Source organism: Pontibacter sp. YIM B11418, assembly GCF_059278805.1.
This window is the reverse complement of record NZ_JCAEMH010000001.1, coordinates 708,153-727,575: the sequence shown is the minus strand read 5'-3', so window position 1 is coordinate 727,575 and position 19,423 is coordinate 708,153. Positions and strand designations below refer to the sequence as shown.

21 protein-coding genes are annotated in these 19,423 nt (G+C 48.0%); 3 read left to right on the top strand and 18 right to left on the bottom strand.

Annotated elements, in window-relative coordinates:
• Nucleotides 1–279 precede the first annotated feature (279 nt).
• Together AC4QZR_RS03300 and AC4QZR_RS03295 are read left to right on the top strand one after the other, a co-directional pair.
• A complete protein-coding gene (locus AC4QZR_RS03300; protein WP_494479604.1) occupies nt 280–864 on the top strand; it encodes a hypothetical protein in 585 nt (194 codons plus the stop codon).
• 310 nt (nt 865–1,174) lie between these two features.
• A complete protein-coding gene (locus AC4QZR_RS03295; RefSeq protein ID WP_494479603.1) occupies nt 1,175–1,477 on the top strand; it encodes a hypothetical protein in 303 nt (100 codons plus the stop codon).
• 350 nt (nt 1,478–1,827) lie between these two features.
• Here AC4QZR_RS03295 and AC4QZR_RS03290 read toward each other — a convergent pair whose 3' ends face one another.
• Nucleotides 1,828–2,700, bottom strand: a complete 873-nt coding sequence (locus AC4QZR_RS03290) for a hypothetical protein (RefSeq protein WP_494479602.1) — start codon at nt 2,698–2,700, stop codon at nt 1,828–1,830.
• 89 nt (nt 2,701–2,789) lie between these two features.
• Nucleotides 2,790–4,274 carry an MBOAT family O-acyltransferase gene (locus AC4QZR_RS03285; RefSeq protein WP_494479601.1) on the bottom strand — a complete coding sequence of 495 codons (1,485 nt, stop codon included), beginning with the start codon at nt 4,272–4,274 and terminating at the stop codon, nt 2,790–2,792.
• Nucleotides 4,275–5,053: 779 nt separating this feature from the next.
• On the opposite strand from AC4QZR_RS03285, the gene AC4QZR_RS03280 reads away from it, so the two are divergent.
• On the top strand, nt 5,054–6,172 hold the full coding sequence (locus AC4QZR_RS03280; protein ID WP_494479600.1) for a class I SAM-dependent methyltransferase: 1,119 nt from the start codon (nt 5,054–5,056) through the stop codon (nt 6,170–6,172).
• 137 nt (nt 6,173–6,309) lie between these two features.
• On the opposite strand, the gene AC4QZR_RS03275 is transcribed toward AC4QZR_RS03280, so the two are convergent.
• From AC4QZR_RS03275 to AC4QZR_RS03200, 16 genes are all read right to left on the bottom strand, one after another.
• On the bottom strand, nt 6,310–6,591 hold the full coding sequence (locus AC4QZR_RS03275) for a DUF4242 domain-containing protein (RefSeq protein ID WP_494479599.1): 282 nt from the start codon (nt 6,589–6,591) through the stop codon (nt 6,310–6,312).
• Between the two features lie 298 nt (nt 6,592–6,889).
• Nucleotides 6,890–8,215, bottom strand: a complete 1,326-nt coding sequence (rodA, locus tag AC4QZR_RS03270) for a rod shape-determining protein RodA (protein ID WP_494479598.1) — start codon at nt 8,213–8,215, stop codon at nt 6,890–6,892.
• A gap of 3 nt (nt 8,216–8,218) precedes the next feature.
• A complete protein-coding gene (gene mrdA, locus AC4QZR_RS03265) occupies nt 8,219–10,048 on the bottom strand; it encodes a penicillin-binding protein 2 (RefSeq protein ID WP_494479597.1) in 1,830 nt (609 codons plus the stop codon).
• A complete protein-coding gene (locus tag AC4QZR_RS03260; RefSeq protein ID WP_253401008.1) occupies nt 10,045–10,569 on the bottom strand; it encodes a hypothetical protein in 525 nt (174 codons plus the stop codon). Before AC4QZR_RS03260 ends, mrdA begins: the two co-directional genes overlap by 4 nt.
• Entirely contained in the window at nt 10,562–11,425 is an 864-nt protein-coding gene (gene mreC, locus AC4QZR_RS03255; protein WP_494479596.1) for a rod shape-determining protein MreC, read from the bottom strand. The genes AC4QZR_RS03260 and mreC overlap by 8 nt, the downstream gene beginning before the upstream one ends.
• A 9-nt stretch (nt 11,426–11,434) precedes the next feature.
• Nucleotides 11,435–12,460, bottom strand: a complete 1,026-nt coding sequence (locus tag AC4QZR_RS03250) for a rod shape-determining protein (RefSeq protein ID WP_007652384.1) — start codon at nt 12,458–12,460, stop codon at nt 11,435–11,437.
• Between the two features lie 410 nt (nt 12,461–12,870).
• Entirely contained in the window at nt 12,871–14,394 is a 1,524-nt protein-coding gene (gene purH / locus AC4QZR_RS03245; RefSeq protein ID WP_494479595.1) for a bifunctional phosphoribosylaminoimidazolecarboxamide formyltransferase/IMP cyclohydrolase, read from the bottom strand.
• 50 nt (nt 14,395–14,444) lie between these two features.
• Nucleotides 14,445–15,032 (bottom strand): phosphoribosylglycinamide formyltransferase, encoded by a 588-nt coding sequence (gene purN / locus AC4QZR_RS03240; RefSeq protein ID WP_494479594.1) that lies wholly within the window; start codon nt 15,030–15,032, stop codon nt 14,445–14,447.
• A gap of 82 nt (nt 15,033–15,114) precedes the next feature.
• Complete coding sequence (locus AC4QZR_RS03235; protein ID WP_494479593.1) at nt 15,115–15,570, bottom strand: DUF1801 domain-containing protein; 456 nt, start codon at nt 15,568–15,570, stop codon at nt 15,115–15,117.
• Between the two features lie 137 nt (nt 15,571–15,707).
• On the bottom strand, nt 15,708–16,247 hold the full coding sequence (locus tag AC4QZR_RS03230) for a DUF1697 domain-containing protein (RefSeq protein ID WP_494479592.1): 540 nt from the start codon (nt 16,245–16,247) through the stop codon (nt 15,708–15,710).
• Nucleotides 16,248–16,371: 124 nt separating this feature from the next.
• On the bottom strand, nt 16,372–16,788 hold the full coding sequence (locus AC4QZR_RS03225; RefSeq protein WP_494479591.1) for a hypothetical protein: 417 nt from the start codon (nt 16,786–16,788) through the stop codon (nt 16,372–16,374).
• An 86-nt stretch (nt 16,789–16,874) separates the two neighbouring features.
• Nucleotides 16,875–17,378, bottom strand: a complete 504-nt coding sequence (locus AC4QZR_RS03220; RefSeq protein ID WP_494479590.1) for a PaaI family thioesterase — start codon at nt 17,376–17,378, stop codon at nt 16,875–16,877.
• Nucleotides 17,379–17,438: 60 nt separating this feature from the next.
• Nucleotides 17,439–17,882, bottom strand: coding sequence for a Fur family transcriptional regulator (locus AC4QZR_RS03215; RefSeq protein ID WP_494479589.1), 444 nt, complete (start codon nt 17,880–17,882; stop codon nt 17,439–17,441).
• Nucleotides 17,883–17,968: 86 nt separating this feature from the next.
• Nucleotides 17,969–18,184 carry a hypothetical protein gene (locus tag AC4QZR_RS03210; protein WP_494479588.1) on the bottom strand — a complete coding sequence of 72 codons (216 nt, stop codon included), beginning with the start codon at nt 18,182–18,184 and terminating at the stop codon, nt 17,969–17,971.
• A gap of 62 nt (nt 18,185–18,246) precedes the next feature.
• On the bottom strand, nt 18,247–19,092 hold the full coding sequence (locus AC4QZR_RS03205) for a geranylgeranylglycerol-phosphate geranylgeranyltransferase (RefSeq protein WP_494479587.1): 846 nt from the start codon (nt 19,090–19,092) through the stop codon (nt 18,247–18,249).
• Nucleotides 19,093–19,204: 112 nt separating this feature from the next.
• Complete coding sequence (locus AC4QZR_RS03200) at nt 19,205–19,399, bottom strand: cold-shock protein (protein WP_076669063.1); 195 nt, start codon at nt 19,397–19,399, stop codon at nt 19,205–19,207.
• Between the last annotated feature and the right edge of the window lie 24 nt (nt 19,400–19,423).

Below are 19,423 nucleotides of genomic sequence, written 5' to 3'. Positions count from 1 at the left end.
GAAAGGGGGTAGGGCCTAGTAAATCCTTAAAAGGTATTTAGTTACAGCGACCGCTTGTTCCTGAAAAAAAATCGCTGCCAATTTAAAGGTAAGGGGGGTATGCTGAATCTCTAGGTGGTTCCAAAATAGCGACCGTTAGCCCCTAAAGTGGGTTTACATGCAACTGAGAAAGAAAAAGTAACTAAGTAGGGGCCCTAAAAAGGGCCTGTTATTAAGCCTGTTTATCCTGCACATTCCCTAAAGATTTAGGTTTCATTTCCAACCCAAACCCATACCCTTATGCCAAAGCCTTACACATTCCCGACCTTATTTGATGAGGTTAAAACAGTATCCATATCTAACCTTAACAGATGGGGCTATCTTAAGCCCAACCGTTACCGATCAGGCACTGTTACATGGAGTAGGAACGGCTCAGTATACAGCAGCATAGGTATAGCTGTTAGCACCCTGACAGATAACCCTTACCTGGAATTGAGTTATACCTATGGGGATAAGCCTGTTAAGTACAAAGTGGAGCTTACAACCGTTCCCGCCAACATTGGCAAAGGGGAGGTATGGTACTTTGTTTGTCCCAGCACTGGCAAAAATTGCAGGATACTTTACTCAGTGGGGGCTCTGTTCCTGCACAGGTCTGCCTGCAAAGGCTATATGTATGAAAAGCAGACATACAGCCATAAGAACAGGGGCATCATGAGGATGTATGAAAAGCTGTTCAGTTCTGAGAAAGTGTATGAGGAGCTATACAGCAAACACTTTAAAAGAATTTATAAAGGGAAGCCTACCAAACGATTCTTAAAGCTAATGCAAAAGATTAGAGAAAGTGAGAGCGTGCCCTATACTGAAACAGACCTGCTGTTAATGTAATGGCAGAAACTGAGGAAACCTCATATTTTAGGTCTAATTCTCACAGTCCATAAAATAGGGCTGAACTTCATAAAACTACAGGTTATAACCTGACAAAACCTGACAATTACCAATAGTATAACAGTGGAAAAACAGTGATAACTTAGTACCTCACTCGTTAGTAATTGTTAGTATTCCTGCGCGTGTAGATGTTATGAAATGTTAAGGTTTTCACGCGCGCGAGCCTAGCGCACAAGACCAAAGGGAGTTATCAGGGCTTAAGGTCTTAGCCTGGCAAAAACCGCTTTCCCTTACCCATAATCTATAGTGCATGAACTATATAAATCTTACAAACACCCATAGACTTTATGCTTTTCCTGATTACTGGAGCATGAGAGAGGCTAAGACCAACATGAAGCGGGTAATTATGGCTAAGGAGTTTAAGGAAGTAAAAGAGATTGAGGCAAAGCACTATACAGAGAAGTATGCAGATTATGCCTATAGGAACTACCTGAGAGCTGATAAGAAAGAGCTTAAGCAATCGGGCCTGCAATCACTGATAACCGCTTTACAGGGTCTTTATAAGCTAAATGGACACCCTGCAAAATACATCATAATAGAGGGGAGGTATTAAAGCAGGTTAGTAAAAGTTGCTATTGCCTGTTACACATATAGAGAGCAATAAAACCAGCCTAAACTTATCATAACTTGACATTATTGGGAAACCATAAAAGGGCCTGAGCTTTACACAGGGGCTTAACAAAACCTGACAAATCCGAAACCTAAAAAAGGCTCAACTGTTAGACCGTGGAAGTTACGTACATGAACAAAACTGAACACCCCTAAAAAACAGTTGAGTTTTCATGTATCAAAAAGGGGGACTTTTTACCAGTACGCGCGTGGGCAAAGGAGGTAATTCTACAGTAGATATAAATAAATTTACAACCAAAGAAAATGTAATTGTTCAGGATGTATGAAAAGCCTTTAATTTAAATAATTTAATGAATATAAATCTTGAAGAATAGTATTGCTCACCTTCAGAGCGCCATTTGGATTTAAGTGATTGGCATCAAGGAAATCATTAATAGAGTTTAGCTCTAATTCCCTTTTACTATAATCAATCATTTTAACTCCGTTTTCGGTTGCTAATTTATTCACCTCGCTCACGCAGAAATCAAAATTTATTATGCTATTCCTAAATTCCTTGGTAACAGGTAGAACTGTGAATAAAAGTTTAATGTCTTTCTGTTGGCAAAGTTCTATAATCTTACTTAAGTACTCCTGTTGAATTTCACTGATGCCTGCTTTTCTTTTAGATAATTTATTTAAATGTTCTGGCTTCAGTTCATTTACAAGGTTTTTAGACTCAATGTAACCCCCTGCAATGTAGTTGTCGTCATCTAACTTCATCTCTCTAACCTCTGAAAGGGGCGTATGTAATCTAGAGACTTGGATAGCATACAGGCTGCTTATTGTCTCTATATCTATTTTCCGGGTTGCCATTTCCAGTATATTGTCTGACAACTCATGATTAGATGCTATCTCAATAGCAGCCTTTGAACCGTCACCATTTAGCCCCTCCATATAAAGATCTAAGACAATAACATCAGGGTTAAGATGCTCCAAATGGTCTTTTAAAAGATAATAAGTATTGAGAGGAGTTTGACCAGATGTTCCAAGGTTGAATGCCTTTATACCTGCACCCTCAAATACTCTTGTGTCTATCGCTCTATATACATGAGAGGAGCCTGTAAAAAGAACATCAACATTTTGTGCACTGTTTAACTCTTGGAGTCTTGAATATGTATAGTAGCCTCTTCCTGTAGTATTTCTTGCATTAGGTATCCACCTGTTCATACCTAGATATGTCATGAAGAAAATTAGACCAGTATACACTATAGCAATCAGTAATATCACTGAAAAGCCTCTAAGGATTAACTTTTGCATTAGAACTGAAAATAAATGAATTCAGAATCAGAGAAATTGCCATACAGTAAGATTACAACAACCAACAAGCTGTAGGCAACTGTTCTTCTTAGAGGAGAAAAACTATAGATCCAGATTCTTACCGATCTTGCTCTCTGAATGTACTCTACTACCAACAAAGCTATAATAGCCATCAATGAAATAACTAGTACCTCTTTAGCTTTCCCGAATAATATGTACTTCTTTAGCATCACTGTGCTCGATGTAATTTCTTTTACTGACTCACCAAAGCCGGTAAACATATGAGTGGTAATATACCAGGCGTCTGAGATTGTATTTGCCCGGAAGTACACCCATGCGAGGCACACGAGGATGAAGGTAGTCCCTATCTGCATGATCTTATAAAAGACTTTGTTTCTGTCCATCCCTAGCGTTCTAACAGCAGCATCCCGCTGTTTAGCTGTTAAGAAGCCGAATATCTGGTAGAAACCGTGCAGGGCTCCCCATACAAGGAAGGTCCAATTGGCCCCGTGCCAGATCCCGCTTACTAGGAACACAATAAAAATATTGTAGTACCACCGCCACCTCACCACACGGTTACCACCCAATGGGATGTAGAGGTAATCTCTGAACCAGGTGGATAAGGAAATATGCCAGCGGCTCCAGAACTCTCTGATGGACTTGGAGAAGTAAGGCCTCCTGAAGTTCTCCATCAGCCTGAAGCCCATTACCTGAGCTGAGCCAATAGCAATGTCCGAGTAGCCAGAGAAATCACAGTAAATTTGGAAGGCAAAGAAGACAGTAGCGATGATAAGTGGAATGCCCTCATAGTCAGTTGGATTGTTGTAGACTTGGTTGACCATCACAGCCAGTCTGTCAGCGATTACCACCTTTTTGAACAGGCCCCAGGCTATCAGCTTAAGGCCGCTTGTCACTCTATCATAGTTAAACTCGTGCTTTTCCTTTAGCTGATCCAGTAGGTTACCGGCCCTTTCAATAGGACCTGCCACCAATTGGGGGAAAAAGGTAACGAACAGGGCAAATATTCCTAAGTGATGCTCTGCCTTTATCCTGCCATAGTACACATCAATTGAGTAGCTCATCGTCTGGAAAGTATAAAATGAAATGCCCATTGGCAACAGCAATTCAAAGGCAGGGGCCGCATATCCTACCCCCATCAACTCTGCTAGGTCTTTGGCAGCGGTGTTGAAGAAGTTGTAGTACTTGAAGGTAAAGAGGATACCTAGGTTGGAAAGCAAGCTCAACCAGAGCCACGGCTTCCTTTTATACTGTTGCTCTAGTGGGTAACGGTCCATCATCCTGCTGCACATGTAGTCAATCAGTGTAGAGATGACAAGGATAATAGCATAGTCCACCCGCCAAAACATGTAAAAAGTGTAGCTGGCAATAAGTAGGAGCAGCCACCGGTAGCGGTGAGGCAAGAGAAAGAAGAGCGCCACCACCGTTGGGAAAAAGATGAGGAACTCAAACGAGTTGAAAAGCATAAAATTACAAGGAAGGCTTTTTATCCAAACTGCAAATTTGGATATTTAAATTTTTGAATAAAAGCATAGGGCTAAATAAATTAGCTTGTGTAAGCTAAATAGTTTCCTTCTTCTCTTTCCAACAGCAAAAGGTGAAATAGCCTTCTTCTCAGTTGGGCAATGCTCCTGCACAATGGAGCATTAAAAGAATTGTATGAGTATTAGACCTATCACTGGGAGAACAGGCAGCAAAAGCCTTTAACTGATTGGGAAAAGGCTCTAAGACGGCTTTTGCAGGTAAGCCCTCCAAACAGTTCCTGAAGCTGATGCAAAGAATCGAAATAAGAAGTTTATCTGAATTCTTTATCTTGCGAAATGAAACTGATTTACCGAGGGACAATCTTATTGTGCTGGCGTGTGTTTTCTCATAAGCGATTCAACTATTACAAATCACTTCTAAAGCAAGGCTATCATCCCGATGTAGCTTGGAAGCTAGCATGCCTGTAAATTGTAGATTCAAGAGGATAGATTTATTATAGGCTTTTTCTGCTACTTTCCAATATTTTGTAACTAGTTTGTAACTCGTTCCTTAATATGTAGGGTTAAATTTTTGGTTATCAATATAATACATAGCGGGTTAAATACACGCTCCTGGTACTAGAATAAACTGTAGAAAAGCCCTTGTAACGGAAGTTGCAGGGGCTTTTTTGTTTTGTGAAGCTGTATCTTTGTATACCTAAACCAGCACTTCTGTACAGGGTAAGCTCAGTATACCTCGATAACAAACAGCATTACAACCCATGCCCGCAGCGCCCAGCGACTTCTTCAAAACTGAAAGAACTGCCTCAGAAATCAAAGCTGAGCTGTTGCCTCGTTTTTTTGAGGTATGGACGGCCACTATACTGCAGCAGCCGGATAAGCCGCTCGCCCCTATACCTTTCATTGACTTGCAGGCCGGGTTGGATAGCGACGAGCCGGCACCTGCCGCCTTGCAGTTGCTACGGCAGGTATACAAAAGCACCGGCTCCCGACTAGACCTAAATCAAGGTATAAAAGCTATCTTTTATGATGCTGACCAGCCTGCCCTGGCTGAACTGCAGGAGCGGGTAGAGCAGCTGCCGTTCTACCGGGATCTGCTGCACCCGCCGGTTATGCTGCTGGAGGAGAGCGGACGGGTAGTGGAAGAGCAAATCCTGGATACGGAACGACCGGCCTTTACTTTTCTTAATCCGGTTGAGGAAGTTTTTTCACAACAGATCCTGCTACAAGCTATCCAGACCAAAGCATCGGATTTGCTGATGCTTTTCAACCCAAAAGCTTTGGAAGCCGCGGTAAAGAAAGCCAAAGCTGATAGCTTGCTTCAGGTAATTTTTGGGGAGCGACTAGAGCAGATCAGAGGCTTTTATAAGAAGAACAAGAACGCTGACCGGCGGGAGGCGTATTTGCTGGACTGCTTTGAAGAGATCTTCAGCAGCAAAGGCTTCTATACCTTAAAGTTCAGGGTAAACCATCCGTACAAGAAACAAACCAATCAGTACCTCGTTCTGGCTTCTACATCAGCGCAGGCATATATCAGGCTAAAGGAACTGCTGGAAGGGTATAGCGACTACCAGGAAGACGGGGTGCCGCTCTTCGGCGCTAACCTGCAGACGCAGCAGACAGCCCTGTTTCACGAGCACTACAGGTTCTCGATTGAAAGTCTGATGAAAGATCTGGTGCAAAATGCTCGGCTGTACAATAACATGGCCTTGCAGCAGGTATACGAAAAAAACAGTGTTGGCACCCACTACAACTTGGAGAACTACAAGCAGGCCTATGAGCGGCTACTGAAAAAGGGGGCGGTACGCTTCATCAACCCCAAAACCGGCCATGCTATTAGTAAGCCGACCTATACCTCCAAGATCAGGTATAGCCTTTAGAGTAGTATAAGGTATAAAAGACAAGGCTATACCTGTTGCCCACATGCAGCAAGCTTACACCAGCACCCCATCTTCTGAGAGAGACACAGCGGTTCCCTGGCAGCTCTGGTTTAGGGCAAAAGGCACACCCGCAGTTTCTAAACCGTAGGTTCTGCGGTGATCGGATCTATCTTGGCATGCACTCTTTTCACAGAGTTCGCCGGGAAGCCGCCTAGCTTTGCATGTTCCCGCACCATTTCCTCATCTGGCGCATTGTAAACACAATAGATCTTGTCATCCGTCACGTAGCTGTGTACCCACTGTATTTTTGGGCCCATGCTATCCAACACGCCACAGGAATTCTGTGAAATGGACTGTAACTGTTCCTGCGTTAAATTACCGGCACCCGGAATCTCTCTTTCGATTATATACTTAGGCATATGATTTTGTTTAAAGATGGCTACATGTTTTGTTTCAGGCAATCTCTGCCTGCCGCAATAGTTAGGGAGGTGACTACCTAGTGCTAACGGGTTGTGTTTTCCATAGGCTGAGCCAAACAGCGGCAATTTAGTAAACGACATATTTTACAGGACAAAGCCAACCCAGGTCATGAGGAATAGGGAAGTGCTTCAGAGATTCCGGTAGCGGAGAGGGGGCAATTGTTGAGTCCGGTAAAACATCAAGCCCGTGCAGAAGTAATGCACGGGCTTGATGTTGAATGTCCTACAAGAATAAAGCTTATCTTACCAACTCCCTGTTTCTGTTTGCATCAATAGCCAGCAGGATGAACAGCAGGATAGTGAACGACCACAGCGAAGAGCCGCCGTAGCTGAAGAAAGGCAGTGGTATACCTACTACCGGCGCCAGGCCGATGGTCATGCCCACGTTGATGACGAAGTGAAAGAAGATAACCGACACCACGCAGTAGCCATAGGTGCGCCCAAAGACGGACTTCTGCCGTTCAGCAATGTACACGATGCGCATCATGAGCAGGAGGAACAGCGCAATCAGGATGGTGCTGCCTACCCAGCCGTGCTCTTCGCCGATGGTACAGAAGATGAAGTCAGTGCTTTGCTCGGGCACAAAGTCGAACTTGGTCTGCGTCCCCTCCAGAAAACCTTTGCCCCAGAAACCACCAGAGCCAATCGCAATTTTCGACTGCGTCACGTTCCAGCCATAGCCCAGCGGATCTGCCTCCGGGTTGATGAGCGCCTTGATACGGTTTTGCTGGTGCGGTTGCAGGACGTCGTTTACGAAGTAGTCTACACTGAACACCATACCTACTACCAGTACAAAAAGCGCGATCATGGTTTTAAAGCGGCGCATGAGGCGGTAATCCAGAAACATAGCCAGGCCCATAAGTGCGGCGATACCGATGAGCAGGTATAGCTTTGGCACAAGCAATGTCAGAATGAAAATAGCCGCGGCAGAACCACCGATGATCAGGATAAGTGGCGACATGCCTTCGCGGAAGAATGCCAGAATGAAGGCGCCAAACACGAGGGCCGAACCTGTTTCGTTTTGCAAAATGATAATGACAGCGGGCAGGAAAGTAATGGCAGCCAGAACCATCTGGTCCTTCATCTTTTGTTGCCGCAGGCTCACCTGACTCAGGAACTTGGAGATAGCCAGGGCAGTCGCAAATTTAGCGAGCTCGGCGGGCTGCAGGCGTACACCGCCCCCCAGTTCGAGCCAGGAGCGCGAACCCGCCACCGGACTGGCCACGGCCAGCGTAAACAGAAGTAATAGGATAATGCCGCCGTAAATGGGGTAGGCCAGGTGTTCGTATACCTTGTAATCGACAACGAGCAGCACGATCATCAGGATCACGCCCGTACCGATCCATAACAGCTGCTTGCCTGAGTTGATGTCGAAGCTGAAGATGTTCACCACGTTGTCAGGGCTATAGACCACGGCGTAGATGTTCATCCAGCCCAGCGCCACCAGTACAAAGTAAATGAGCACCGTGAACCAGTCCAGGTTGCCGAACACGCTGGTCGACTGCCGGCGGCTGCTAGGCTGCACGATCTTTCCTCCGAGTACTCGATGTTGCGTTGTTGACATACCTTACTTCGATCTAATATTTAAATACTCCCGGCTCAGCACCCACTTCTCCTGCTCTTTGATCGTCACCGTGTCCGTCAGGTACTGCTCGATCATCAGGCCGGCAATAGGCGCTGCCGACTGACCGCCCCACTTACCGTGCTCCACATACACAGCTATGGCTATCTTTGGGTCTTCCATCGGAGCAAAAGCCACAAACACGGCGTGGTCAGGTCCCTGCGGATTCTGAGCCGTTCCGGTTTTGCCACACACAGTGATACCTACTTTCCCGAGGCCGGCCTTACGGCCTGTGCCGGCGCGCACCACTTCAGCCATACCCTCAATGATCGGGTCGAAGTGGTGTGGCTTTACAGAGGTATAGTGGCGTTCGTAGTTTTCTGCCAGCGGCTTGCCGTCCTCGCCAATCGAGCGGATGAGGTGCGGGGTCACATAATAGCCCTTGTTGGCGACAATGGCCATAAAATTCGCCATTTGCAGCGGCGTCACACCCAATTCACCCTGCCCGATGCTGAGGGAGTAGATGGTAGAGTATTTCCAGCGGTCTTTGCCATACACGCGGTCGTACAGTTCAGTAGAGGCAATGATACCCGATTTTTCACCCGGTATATCGATGCCCAGTTTCTTACCGAAGCCAAAAGTAAGCACATGCTCGCGCCAGTCCTTCAGGCCAATCGACGTGTCGGTAAACGTATTTTTAGACTTGCCCTGGTTAATGAGCGCCTTATAGGCCTGGAAGAACCACGGGTTGCAGGAGTGCTGTACCGCACCGCGCAAATCGAGCGGCGAGGGGTGCGGGTGGCAATTCACCAGCGATTTGTTGCAGGCATACCTTGTGTTCGGGTCTATCACACCATCTTCCAGTGCGATCAAAGCCTGCGTCAGTTTGAAGATAGAACCGGGCGGGTTTTGGTCGGCCATGATCGGACGGTTGAACATGGTCTTATCCGGGTCCTTCAGCAGCTGCATGTAGTTCTTGCCGTAGTCTTTGCCGGTGAACAGGTTCGGGTCGTAGAAAGGGGCCGAGATGTAAGCCAGGATCTCACCGGTCTTCGGTTCGATGGCCACGATGCTGCCTTTGGCCCCGTTCATCAGGCGTTCGCCGTAGGCCTGCAAATCCAGGTCGATGGTGCTTACCATGTTCTGGCCGGCTATGGAAAGCGTATCGTAGGCGCCGTCTTTAAAAGAGCCCTTGTCAATGCCGCGCACGTTCACCATTTTGTACTTCACGCCGCGCTTGCCCATCAGGTACTCCTCATAAGCCATCTCTATACCTGCTTTGCCGATATAGTCGCCAGGGCGATAGCCTGCATAGGTGCTGTCCTCGAGCTGTTTCGGGCTGATCTCGGCAATATACCCCAGCGCATGCCCCAGACTCTGGTGCGGATAGCCGCGGGCGGTACGGGCGTTGATGTAAAAACCGGGGAAGTCGATCAGGTTATCCTGGATATGGGCAAAGTCCTGGGTACTCAGCATCTGCTGAAAGATGGAAGGTTTCACCCAGGAATAGGCACGGGCTTTTTTGAAGCGCTCTCGGGCATCCTCCAGTGGGATGTCGAGCATATTGGCCAGGCGCAGCGTATCGATGTTACGGGCCTCTTTGGGCACGATCATGAGGTCGTATACGGGTGTATTCTGCACCAGCAGTTCGCCGTTACGGTCGTAGATCAATCCCCGGAAAGGATACTGGATAACGGTCTTAATCGCGTTGGTCTCAGCGGCTTGCTTGTAACTGCTGTCCACTACCTGGATGTAGAAAAGGCGAAGTGCGTAAACCACACCCACCACCAGGAAGATTGCTTGTATGACGTATTTTCTGTTTTCGAGGTAATTCATCTATTCGCTCTCTTAAGGGAGAAGAACAGTAACTGCAATATAACCATAACAACCCCCGTGAACAAGGTACTCAGCAGTATTTTGGGCACTGCGGCCGATAACCCCTCCAGGCTGAAAATCTCGAGGAGGAACACAGCCGTGTGGTGCGCCAGGATCAGGGTGAGGGCGTACGCAAGAAACCAGCGCCAACCCATGATGTGTATGTTCACGGAGTCATTCGTATCGTAACCATCACGTGGTGTGAGAAGGTTCAATATCATGGGTCTTAAATAAGCCAAGAGCACACTAGCCGCTGCATGGATACCCATCGTGTCATAAAAAATGTCGACTGCAAAACCGGCTATGAAGCCCAGGAATAGGAGCAGGACCCGGTTCATCTCAAGTGGCAGGAAAAGCAGAAAAGCAATGTAGATAAAGCTAAAGCCGGTACCGAAAAGCACCAGATTGTCCATCAGCAGTATCTGCAAGGCCACAAACACCACAAACTGCACGATATGTCTTATACCTAAGCTGTTATTCATGAGGTAGTATTCCTGCTTCTGTTTCAAGGGAGTCCTGTTCCGGGCGTCGCAGATTTTCCACAACATATACATAAGAGAGCTGAGCGAAGTCAACAGAGAGTTGCACACGAATGGTATAAAAGCTCTTATCCAGCTCGCGCTCCACCTCGCTGATCGTGCCGATCATGATCCCTTCCGGAAACACGGTGTTATAGCCGCTCGTCACCACGGTGTCACCGGGCTCGGGCTTTACGTGAAGTGGGATGTAGTCGAGCAGAGCCGTGCGGTAGTCGCCACCCGTCCACTTAATAGTGCCAAAGGTGTTGTCTTTCTTGATCTTGGCTGAAATCAGCATTTGTGAGTGCAGCAGTGAGGTGACAGTTGCATAGTGCTTTGATACTGTCTTCACGCGTCCTACGGCCCCGTTCGGGGAAATAACGCCCATACCCGGTTTCACGCCATCCAGGCTGCCTGCTGCCAGCGTCAGATAGTTGTTGGTGCGGCGGATCGAGTTGTTGATGACGCGGCCGGCATGCAAAATGAATGGCTCTGCCTTGGCAGAGTCGGTAGCAGCGAAAAAGGTCGTGTCAAGTTGATCGGTGCTGTTTGCTTCGGCGTCCTGCCTGTAAGCCATGAGTTGCTGGCGTAGTACGGCATTCTCCTGGGCAAGCGTACTGTTCACAGACGCCAGCCTGAAGTAGTCGGTTACGCCACTTTGAAACTCCAGCACACGTCCTACATAGGTGTTGGCGGAGTTGAACATAGCTGCTCCCTGGTATGTGTTGTAGCGCACAATCAGGAAGATGCAGAGCGCCTCCAGCAACACGAATAGAAGGAATGCACGGAACCGGTAAATGAATGCAAATAGATTCCGCATGCGGCACTTTTAAGTCAGGAGGACGTTCTTAAAACCTTCCAGATTTTTAATAGCCGCACCCGTGCCACGCACCACCGCTCTGAGCGGGTCTTCGGCGATGTGGATCGGCAGTTTGGTTTTGGCAGCCAGACGCTTGTCGAAGCCACGTAGCAATGCACCACCACCTGTCAGGTGAATACCGTTGTCGTAAATGTCGGCAGACAGCTCCGGCGGCGCGATTTCCAGCGCTTTCAGTACCGCTTCCTCGATCTTGGACACCGACTTGTCCAGTGCAATCGCGATTTCCTGGTAGGTCACCTTAATTACTTTTGGTATACCTGTCATCAGGTCGCGGCCACGTATTTCGTAGTCGGCTGGCGGATTTTCGAGTTCAGTCAGGGCAGAGCCTACTTCAATTTTTATTTTCTCGGCAGAACGCTCGCCAATCAACAGGTTGTGCTGGCGGCGCATGTAGTCCAGAATGTCTTTGGTGAACACGTCGCCCGCAATACGGATAGACTGATCGCACACGATACCTGAAAGGGCTACCACGGCGATCTCCGTTGTACCACCCCCGATGTCCACGATCATGGAACCAATCGGTTGCTCCACGTCAATGCCTATACCTATCGCGGCGGCCATTGGCTCCTGGATCATCCATACCTCCTTGGCGCCGGCATGCTGGGCCGAGTCACGCACAGCACGTTTCTCCACCTCAGTTATACCTGAAGGAATACAGATCACCATGCGGTGCGAAGGCTGGAACAAACGACGGCCCGTGTCAATCATTTTGATCATACCCCGGATCATCTCCTCGGCAGCGTGGAAGTCGGCAATTACGCCATCTTTCAGCGGACGAATCGTCTTGATGTTCTCGTGGGTTTTTTCGTGCATCTGCATGGCGTTTCGGCCAATAGCAAGTACACGACCCGTGGTGCGGTCCACGGCAATGATAGACGGCTCGTCCACCACAATCTTATCGTTATGAATGATGAGGGTATTGGCGGTACCCAAATCAATAGCAATATCGCTGGTAAGAAAGTTAAATAGTCCCATTCTTATTTTTTGAAGGCGTGCGGCTGCCCGTTATATTTTTAATATACAATATTTCTAATCAAAAACTAGCCGCAAAATTAGTGATTTTCAGCGGAATTAATAATGCTGATGCAGAAGAGGCAAAAGTTTTCAAAGTTTTTCTTTCCCATATTCCATACAATTCTCTTTGCTGCCTTACATAACGCATTTGCAGGTATAAAATTGGATGGGTTCTGGAGTTTGATTTGGCCGGTCAGGTATAGGATTTGTGCTATGTAATCAGGTTGGGCGAGGTGATCGTTGCAACGATGCAGACTTCCTGTTTCATATCTGCTATACCTGTGAGGCCAAAAACTGTGGACTTAAAAAAAGCCCCATCCGGTAAAGAATGGGGCTTTTTGAAAAGCTATACCTGCAACAGGCGCTATACCTTAGTGTTTGAAATGTCGCACGCCTGTCATCACCATGGCCATGTTGTGAGCATCGCAATAGTTAATCGAGTCCTGGTCTTTGATGGAGCCGCCTGGCTGCACGACTGCTTTTATACCTGCCTGATCAGCGATTTCTACGCAGTCCGGGAAAGGGAAGAAAGCGTCGGAAGCCATCACGGTGTTGCTGATGTCGAAGCCGAAACTTTTGGCTTTTTCGATAGCCTGGCGCAGGGCGTCCACACGCGATGTCTGGCCCACACCGCTGGAGATCATCATTTTATCGGTAGCCAGCACAATGGTGTTGGACTTGGTATGCTTGCATACCTTGGCAGCAAACACGAGTGCCTTTTTCTCCTCAGTTGAAGGCTCGCGCTTGGTAGCAGTTTTAAAATCAGCTTCCGTTTCGGTTTTCAAATCCTTGTCCTGCTCAATCACACCGTTCAGCAAAGTCTTAAACTGCTTGGCAGGTAGCTCCACTGGCTTCTGCTTCAAAAGAATACGATTCTTCTTGGTGCGCAGCAAGTCAAGCGCATCCGTGTCAAAATCTGGCGCGATGAGTACTTCGAAGAACAACTTGTTCAACTCTTCGGCAGCACCTAATTCGATGGTACGGTTTGCGATGATCACACCACCAAATGCTGAAACCGGATCGGTTGACAAGGCGGACAAGTAAGCGTCTTTGATATTTTCGCCGGTAGCACAACCGCAGGCGTTGGTGTGTTTCAGGATAGCCACAGCCGGTTCTTCGAATTCAGCGCCCAGTGCCACGGCAGCGTCCACGTCCACGAGGTTGTTGTAAGAAAGCTGCTTGCCATTTAACTGCTCAAACAGGTCTTCGAGCTTGCCGTAGAAAGTGCCCTGCTGGTGCGGGTTCTCACCGTAACGCAGCGACGTAGCCTCCCGCACGCTCTGCTTGAACACGTTGATGTCCTGCTCTTTGCTCAGGTAATTGAAAATGTGTGTGTCGTAGTTAGAAGAGATATCAAAGGCCTTGGCTGCGAAGCGTTTGCGGTCAGCCAGCTCCGTAGCACCGTCTTTTTCTTTCAGCAAATCCACCACTTCGTCATACTGCTCGCGCGATGACACGATGAGCACGTCCTGGAAATTCTTGGCCGCCGCTCTGATCAGGGAAATGCCGCCAATGTCAATCTTTTCAATCACATCCGCTTCCGATGCACCTGATGCTACGGTTTCTTCAAAAGGGTATAGGTCCACTACTACGAGGTCAATCGGTGGGATCTCGTACTGCGCACGCTCGGCCAGGTCGCTTTCGTTGGCACGGCGGTGCAGGATGCCACCAAACACTTTCGGGTGCAGGGTCTTCACACGACCACCAAATATGGATGGATAGGCCGTCAGGTCTTCCACGGCTACTACGTCAGCGCCTTGCTCTTCCAGAAAAGCCTGTGTGCCGCCAGTAGAGTAGATGGTTACGTTGTGCTGCTTCAGGAGCTCAACCAGTGGTTCGAGGCGGTCTTTGTAGTAAACCGAAATTAGTGCGGATTTGATTTTGACAGATTGCATAGGTATGGACTATATAATGTGCTGATTTTTTAAATGTGCTAGTGCTTGATTTACAGTTTCTCCAAGAGCAGTTTTTCAACTACTTCCGGCAAATACTTGTGCTCGAGTGCAAGGACGCGGGCAGCTAAAGCCTCAGGTGTGTCGTCGGGGTGCACCGGGCAGCGCTCCTGCAGCACAAATTCACCTTTGTCGTACTCCTCGTTTACGCGGTGTATTGTTATACCTGACTCCTTGTCGCCAGCCGACACTACGGCCGTGTGCACATTGAGGCCGTGCATACCTTTGCCGCCGTATTGGGGCAGCAGGGCAGGGTGGATGTTGATGATACGATCCGGGAAAGCCTGCAGGAAGTTCTGCGGCACAAGCCAGAGGAAACCGGCCAGCACAATCAGGTCGGGCTTGAAAGACTGCACCTGTTCTAATACGCTTTCGGAATTGTAAAACGCATCGCGGGAAAATAAAAAAGCCGGGACGTGGAAGGTCTCGGCTCGTTTTAGGGCATACGCTTTTGGGTTATTGGCAAACAGGGCGGCCACACGAATGGCTGGGTGGTGCTCAAAGTACTCCATCAGGCGCTGCGCGTTGCTGCCCGATCCCGAAGCGAAAAGGACTATATTCTTTTTATCTGCTGGTGCCAAAGGTATAGCTATGGATTGAAACCGCAAATATAGCTGGTTTAGGTATAGGAGTCAGCAAAAACCGGCAGAAAAGGTATGGCTTTTATCTTTTGAAGGTATGGGTATAGAGATCGATCCACTCCTGCGGCGTCATTTTGGAAGCCAGTTCGCCAATCAGCGCCAGCGGTACATGCTCCGGTTTCCGGAAGCGGATACAGCTTTTGCCCATGTCCAGCTTGGTTTTGCTGTGTTTAGGATACTCCTCTTTAAACCAGTTGAGCAAATTTTCATCTGCGTAGATGCCCATGTGGTAAACGGCGATGTGGTTCTTCTGCGAGGCAATTCCCATAAAAGGCAGCGGCAATTTCGGATCGCAGTGGTAGCCGGCCGGGTATAGCGTATGGGGTACTACGTAGCCAAGCATACCATAACCCATTACTTCCTCAAAGCCAGCGGGTATGTTCTCGAGAATCACCTCTCTTAGGTCGTTCATAATTTGCTGGCGCGCTTCGGGCAGTTCGGCCAGGTATAGCTCGGGGTTTGGGGCGGTTGATTGCATATTGATTGTTGTGGCTTTTTATACTTGTTACTTTCTTTTGCTTGTACTTGTACTTGTACTACCAGTGCATTACTTAGATAAGTGCTGGCGCTAAACAAATAGCAGATTTAAGCACTTTTCAAGAGGCTACCTACAGCTTATTCTTCCTCGGCCCAGGCAATCATTTTGGTAATGGTGTTAAAGTTTCGCGTGGTAGCTGCTACGCCTAGTTTCCGCTCCAGGAAATTATTGCTGAGCTTGCTGTCGCTGTAGGCCTGGGGAATGAACATGTAGGCTGACATGCCGTCAATACGAAGTTTCTCCGGAGAAAAGTCCTGAGCGAGCAATGCCTGTACCTTTTCATCGGGTGGCCTCTCCTGGAAAGATACAAAAAATACCCGCGCTATGGGGTGCTCTTCTTCCTGAAACGGGTTATTGTCAATCATTTGCCTGAGTTCGTTGCCGGTCCTTACCACAATGGCCAACTCCGGACCGATGTGCTCTTTTATCAGCTGATGTACCCGCAACTCCAGTTCCCTGGCTGTTAAATCGCTTTGGAGTACAACATTCCCACTCTGGATCCAGGTGCGAACCTGCTGAAAGCCGGCATCACTTAGCACCTGCCTGAGCTGCGCCATCGGCACCCTGTTTTTCCCGGTAGGCATCACACCTCGTAGCAGCACAATATATGTCTTCATGATGGCAGGGAAGGGTATAGAATTAGGGTTTGTTATATGGGATCGAACTTAGCGCAGTTCAATACGCGTGGGTATAAGATATAGAACCAGGGCATAACTGTGCGCTTTGGCTCGACTGTAGCCGCTATTTTACCTGGATTTGCTTTTCCTCAAAGAAAGTGCGCAGCTCTTCGGCAGCCGGTGCTATCCTGATGACACGTCTTTTTAAACCATTTCTTAGCTTCAAATCCATGAACTTGTTTCCGAACCTCGATTTGAAAGTGACCTGCTCCACCTCATTTAAGTGTACTTCTGATTTGGTTGTTCTAAACAACGACAATACAAAAACCACTAAGTGCCCAATGCCAATCAGTAAACCTGTCCAGAGGAGAAACTCATCGCCTGTTTTTAGGTAGCGGAGAACAGATATGGTCCCATAGAACGTCCAGAGTGCTGATGAAACCATTCGGATGATGTACTCCCTTTTGGCATTGTCCTGAATCAGGATTTTGTCCTCAAGCAATTGCACGGTGCCTTTTTCCAAGGGTAATGATTTTTCCATCGTAGCGTATATTTTGATGTAGCAACTGTATCGTTTAAATATAGAAAATCTTTTATAAACCAGTTGGGTGCTGCCAAGTGCTTGACTTATTTTCTGAGTTTCGCTTTGAGCGACCAGGTAAACCGAAACTCCGCTACTTTATCGCCGGCCTCGTCTATACCTGTGCTGGTGGCTACTACCGTCACGCCTTCGCCTGTGGCTTTAGTCTGGTCTGCTACAGCTTTAATCTTCTGTCCGTCTTCGCAGGTGAAGGTGATTTTCCCTACTGCTTTCTTCATAAAATCCGCTTCCAGGTGCACCACCAGCATCGACACAGCCGGGTCTGACTTGTAAGTCTGGGCCATGCACAACAAACCCGTCGAAAGCTCGGCCGCCATGCTCAAACTGGCAAAATAAATTGAGTTGAAGGGGTTCTTGTTGAGATACTTATATGGGATCGTAACCTCAGCCCGCTCTTCTGAAATAGACCCAACCCGCAGGCCAGCCATATAGGCCATCGGCAGCCTGGACAACATAAAGAGCCGCAGTTTGCTGGGCGAGGCGGCAAGCTGGCGGAACTGATCGGCAGCGGTTAAAGTGGTTGCGGGCATAACAATGGGTTGTATACAGGTTTTGCTTACGGATCAAGGGTTAGCAGGTATAGTAAAGGCCTATGCGTGCGCCAGTTGTTCTACCGGCTGCATAACACACCTATCGCACACCCCCTGCACGCAAAACCTAAACTCCTTTACCTGGTAGCCCTCCGGCATGCGCAGCGTAGGTACGTATACCTCATTGAGGCAGTAGGTATGTCCGCAGGCAGTACAGCTGAAGTGAATGTGGTCATGCTGGTGCCGGTGTTTGTTGCAAGCCTGCTGGCAGAGGGCATAGCGTGTAATGCCATCAGTGCTGGGGATGCTGTGCAGCAGACCGTGCTCCTCAAAGGCATGCAGGGTGCGGTATAGCGTGACCCGGTCAAACTGTTGGCCAAGCTGCTGTTCTATGGCAGCGTGCGCCAAGGCGTGTCGGTGCTCAAGAAATAAACGAAGCACCTCTATACGGCACTTCGTCTTCCGAAGCCCGTAGGCCTCGAATAACAGGTGAAGTTTGTTCATAAGGTAAGGTAGGTTTGGGAACGGCAATCCGTCGCGAAAGCAAACAGACTATGTAAATAACAAAATGCGCTGCTAAAATGCAAGTCCTATACCTCCTGTCCCGCTGCCAACGACTGTGCAGTGCTGTTGCCAGGCAATTTGTGCGCAGGTATAGGTATAAGTACCGGTTTCCGCCGCTCAAATGATGATGGCGATGGAGGTTTAAAGTGAGTCTCCCTCGTGCACCAGGTTAGGTATAGCACAGTGCTCGTTTCTTCAAAAGAGATAAGCGGAGATAAAGTAGCGGGCAAAAGCTTCATCATTCTCTCACCTTCAGGAAGTATGAATTGAAAGGGGCTAATTGGTATACCTGGTCAACCTGGTTTTAATTGATCAAGAGCATCGACAAAATGCCGGTCAGCATAATGAACTTGCCTAGGTTACTTAGGAAGGTGAAGTCACGCTTGCGGTCGGCCCGCACTAGTTTTACTGTCATCCAGATGCTCGGGATCAGCACCAGTAACAGCATGTAAATATCAAAGCCTATACCTGTGACGGGGTGAAAAATGACCACCAGCAGGAAGGCCTGGAAAAGCGCAATAATAGGGTATAGCACGTACTTGGCACGTCGTATACCTAGCACGATCGGGAGCGTGCGGCAATCGAAAGAGGCGTCGCCGCGTACATCCTCCATGTCTTTGATGATCTCCCGGATAAGCGAAATCAGAAAGGCGAAAACCGCATAGCTAATGGTGATTTTGTTGAGCTTGCCCGCGTAAACAGCTACGACCAGCAGCATGGAGGCCGACAAAAGTGCAATAACCAAGTTGCCAATTAATGGTAATTTCTTTAACTGGTCAGAGTAGCCCCACAGTAGGAAAACAGCACCTACATTGATAAGCCCTACTGGTATTGAAAGGTAAAAACCCAGTGCTATACCTATAAACGAAAGTACCATGTGCGTAAACATAGCCGGTCTGCGGCGTATGCTCTTGCCAACCACCACCCGGTCAGGTTTGTTGATGGCATCGATCTTGACATCGTAATAATCGTTGATGATATAGCCCGCTGCTGCAATACACATCGTGGAGAGCGTGAGCACCAGAAATCCGGGTGTGGCTATGCCTGCTAAGTTTATACCTGCGCTCAGCAAACTAGCCTGCACCAGTGCCTGGCTCAGCAGTATAAGCAGCAGATTGGGGAAGCGGATAAGGTATAAGAATTCTTTCAAGACAGGATAACAGGTATAGCCCTTGTAAAGTTAAGGCCAGAAGGTGGCACCTCAAACAAAGGACATAAAAAAACCCCTTGCTGGAAGGGGTTTTCTTGTCGGTGTAGAGCTGTTAGAGGCGCTGTACGTTCACCGCGTTGATTCCTTTTTTGCCTTCCTGCGTATCGAAAGCTACTCTGTCATGCTGCTGAATTTGCAGGCCGTTCAGGCCAGTTACGTGCACGAAGAAATCCTCATTTGTTTCGTCTTCGGTGATGAAGCCGAAGCCTTTTGACTCAATAAAGAACTTTACTTTTCCTGTCTTCATAAAAATGAAAATAAATAATTTTGA

What these genes read in the sequence shown, in the direction of transcription:
- AC4QZR_RS03290 (WP_494479602.1), bottom strand. Translation starts at nt 2,700, where the DNA reads ATGAACAGGTGGATACCTAATGCAAGAAATACTACAGGAAGAGGCTAC.
- AC4QZR_RS03285 (WP_494479601.1), bottom strand. Translation starts at nt 4,274, where the DNA reads ATGCTTTTCAACTCGTTTGAGTTCCTCATCTTTTTCCCAACGGTGGTG.
- AC4QZR_RS03235 (WP_494479593.1), bottom strand. Translation starts at nt 15,570, where the DNA reads ATGCAATCAACCGCCCCAAACCCCGAGCTATACCTGGCCGAACTGCCC.
- AC4QZR_RS03280 (WP_494479600.1), top strand. Translation starts at nt 5,054, where the DNA reads ATGCCCGCAGCGCCCAGCGACTTCTTCAAAACTGAAAGAACTGCCTCA.
- AC4QZR_RS03295 (WP_494479603.1), top strand. Translation starts at nt 1,175, where the DNA reads ATGAACTATATAAATCTTACAAACACCCATAGACTTTATGCTTTTCCT.
- AC4QZR_RS03260 (WP_253401008.1), bottom strand. Translation starts at nt 10,569, where the DNA reads ATGAATAACAGCTTAGGTATAAGACATATCGTGCAGTTTGTGGTGTTT.
- AC4QZR_RS03220 (WP_494479590.1), bottom strand. Translation starts at nt 17,378, where the DNA reads ATGCCCGCAACCACTTTAACCGCTGCCGATCAGTTCCGCCAGCTTGCC.
- AC4QZR_RS03300 (WP_494479604.1), top strand. Translation starts at nt 280, where the DNA reads ATGCCAAAGCCTTACACATTCCCGACCTTATTTGATGAGGTTAAAACA.
- AC4QZR_RS03275 (WP_494479599.1), bottom strand. Translation starts at nt 6,591, where the DNA reads ATGCCTAAGTATATAATCGAAAGAGAGATTCCGGGTGCCGGTAATTTA.
- purH (WP_494479595.1), bottom strand. Translation starts at nt 14,394, where the DNA reads ATGCAATCTGTCAAAATCAAATCCGCACTAATTTCGGTTTACTACAAA.
- AC4QZR_RS03225 (WP_494479591.1), bottom strand. Translation starts at nt 16,788, where the DNA reads ATGGAAAAATCATTACCCTTGGAAAAAGGCACCGTGCAATTGCTTGAG.
- mreC (WP_494479596.1), bottom strand. Translation starts at nt 11,425, where the DNA reads ATGCGGAATCTATTTGCATTCATTTACCGGTTCCGTGCATTCCTTCTA.
- AC4QZR_RS03210 (WP_494479588.1), bottom strand. Translation starts at nt 18,184, where the DNA reads ATGATGAAGCTTTTGCCCGCTACTTTATCTCCGCTTATCTCTTTTGAA.
- mrdA (WP_494479597.1), bottom strand. Translation starts at nt 10,048, where the DNA reads ATGAATTACCTCGAAAACAGAAAATACGTCATACAAGCAATCTTCCTG.
- AC4QZR_RS03200 (WP_076669063.1), bottom strand. Translation starts at nt 19,399, where the DNA reads ATGAAGACAGGAAAAGTAAAGTTCTTTATTGAGTCAAAAGGCTTCGGC.
- AC4QZR_RS03250 (WP_007652384.1), bottom strand. Translation starts at nt 12,460, where the DNA reads ATGGGACTATTTAACTTTCTTACCAGCGATATTGCTATTGATTTGGGT.
- rodA (WP_494479598.1), bottom strand. Translation starts at nt 8,215, where the DNA reads ATGTCAACAACGCAACATCGAGTACTCGGAGGAAAGATCGTGCAGCCT.
- AC4QZR_RS03230 (WP_494479592.1), bottom strand. Translation starts at nt 16,247, where the DNA reads ATGAAGACATATATTGTGCTGCTACGAGGTGTGATGCCTACCGGGAAA.
- AC4QZR_RS03215 (WP_494479589.1), bottom strand. Translation starts at nt 17,882, where the DNA reads ATGAACAAACTTCACCTGTTATTCGAGGCCTACGGGCTTCGGAAGACG.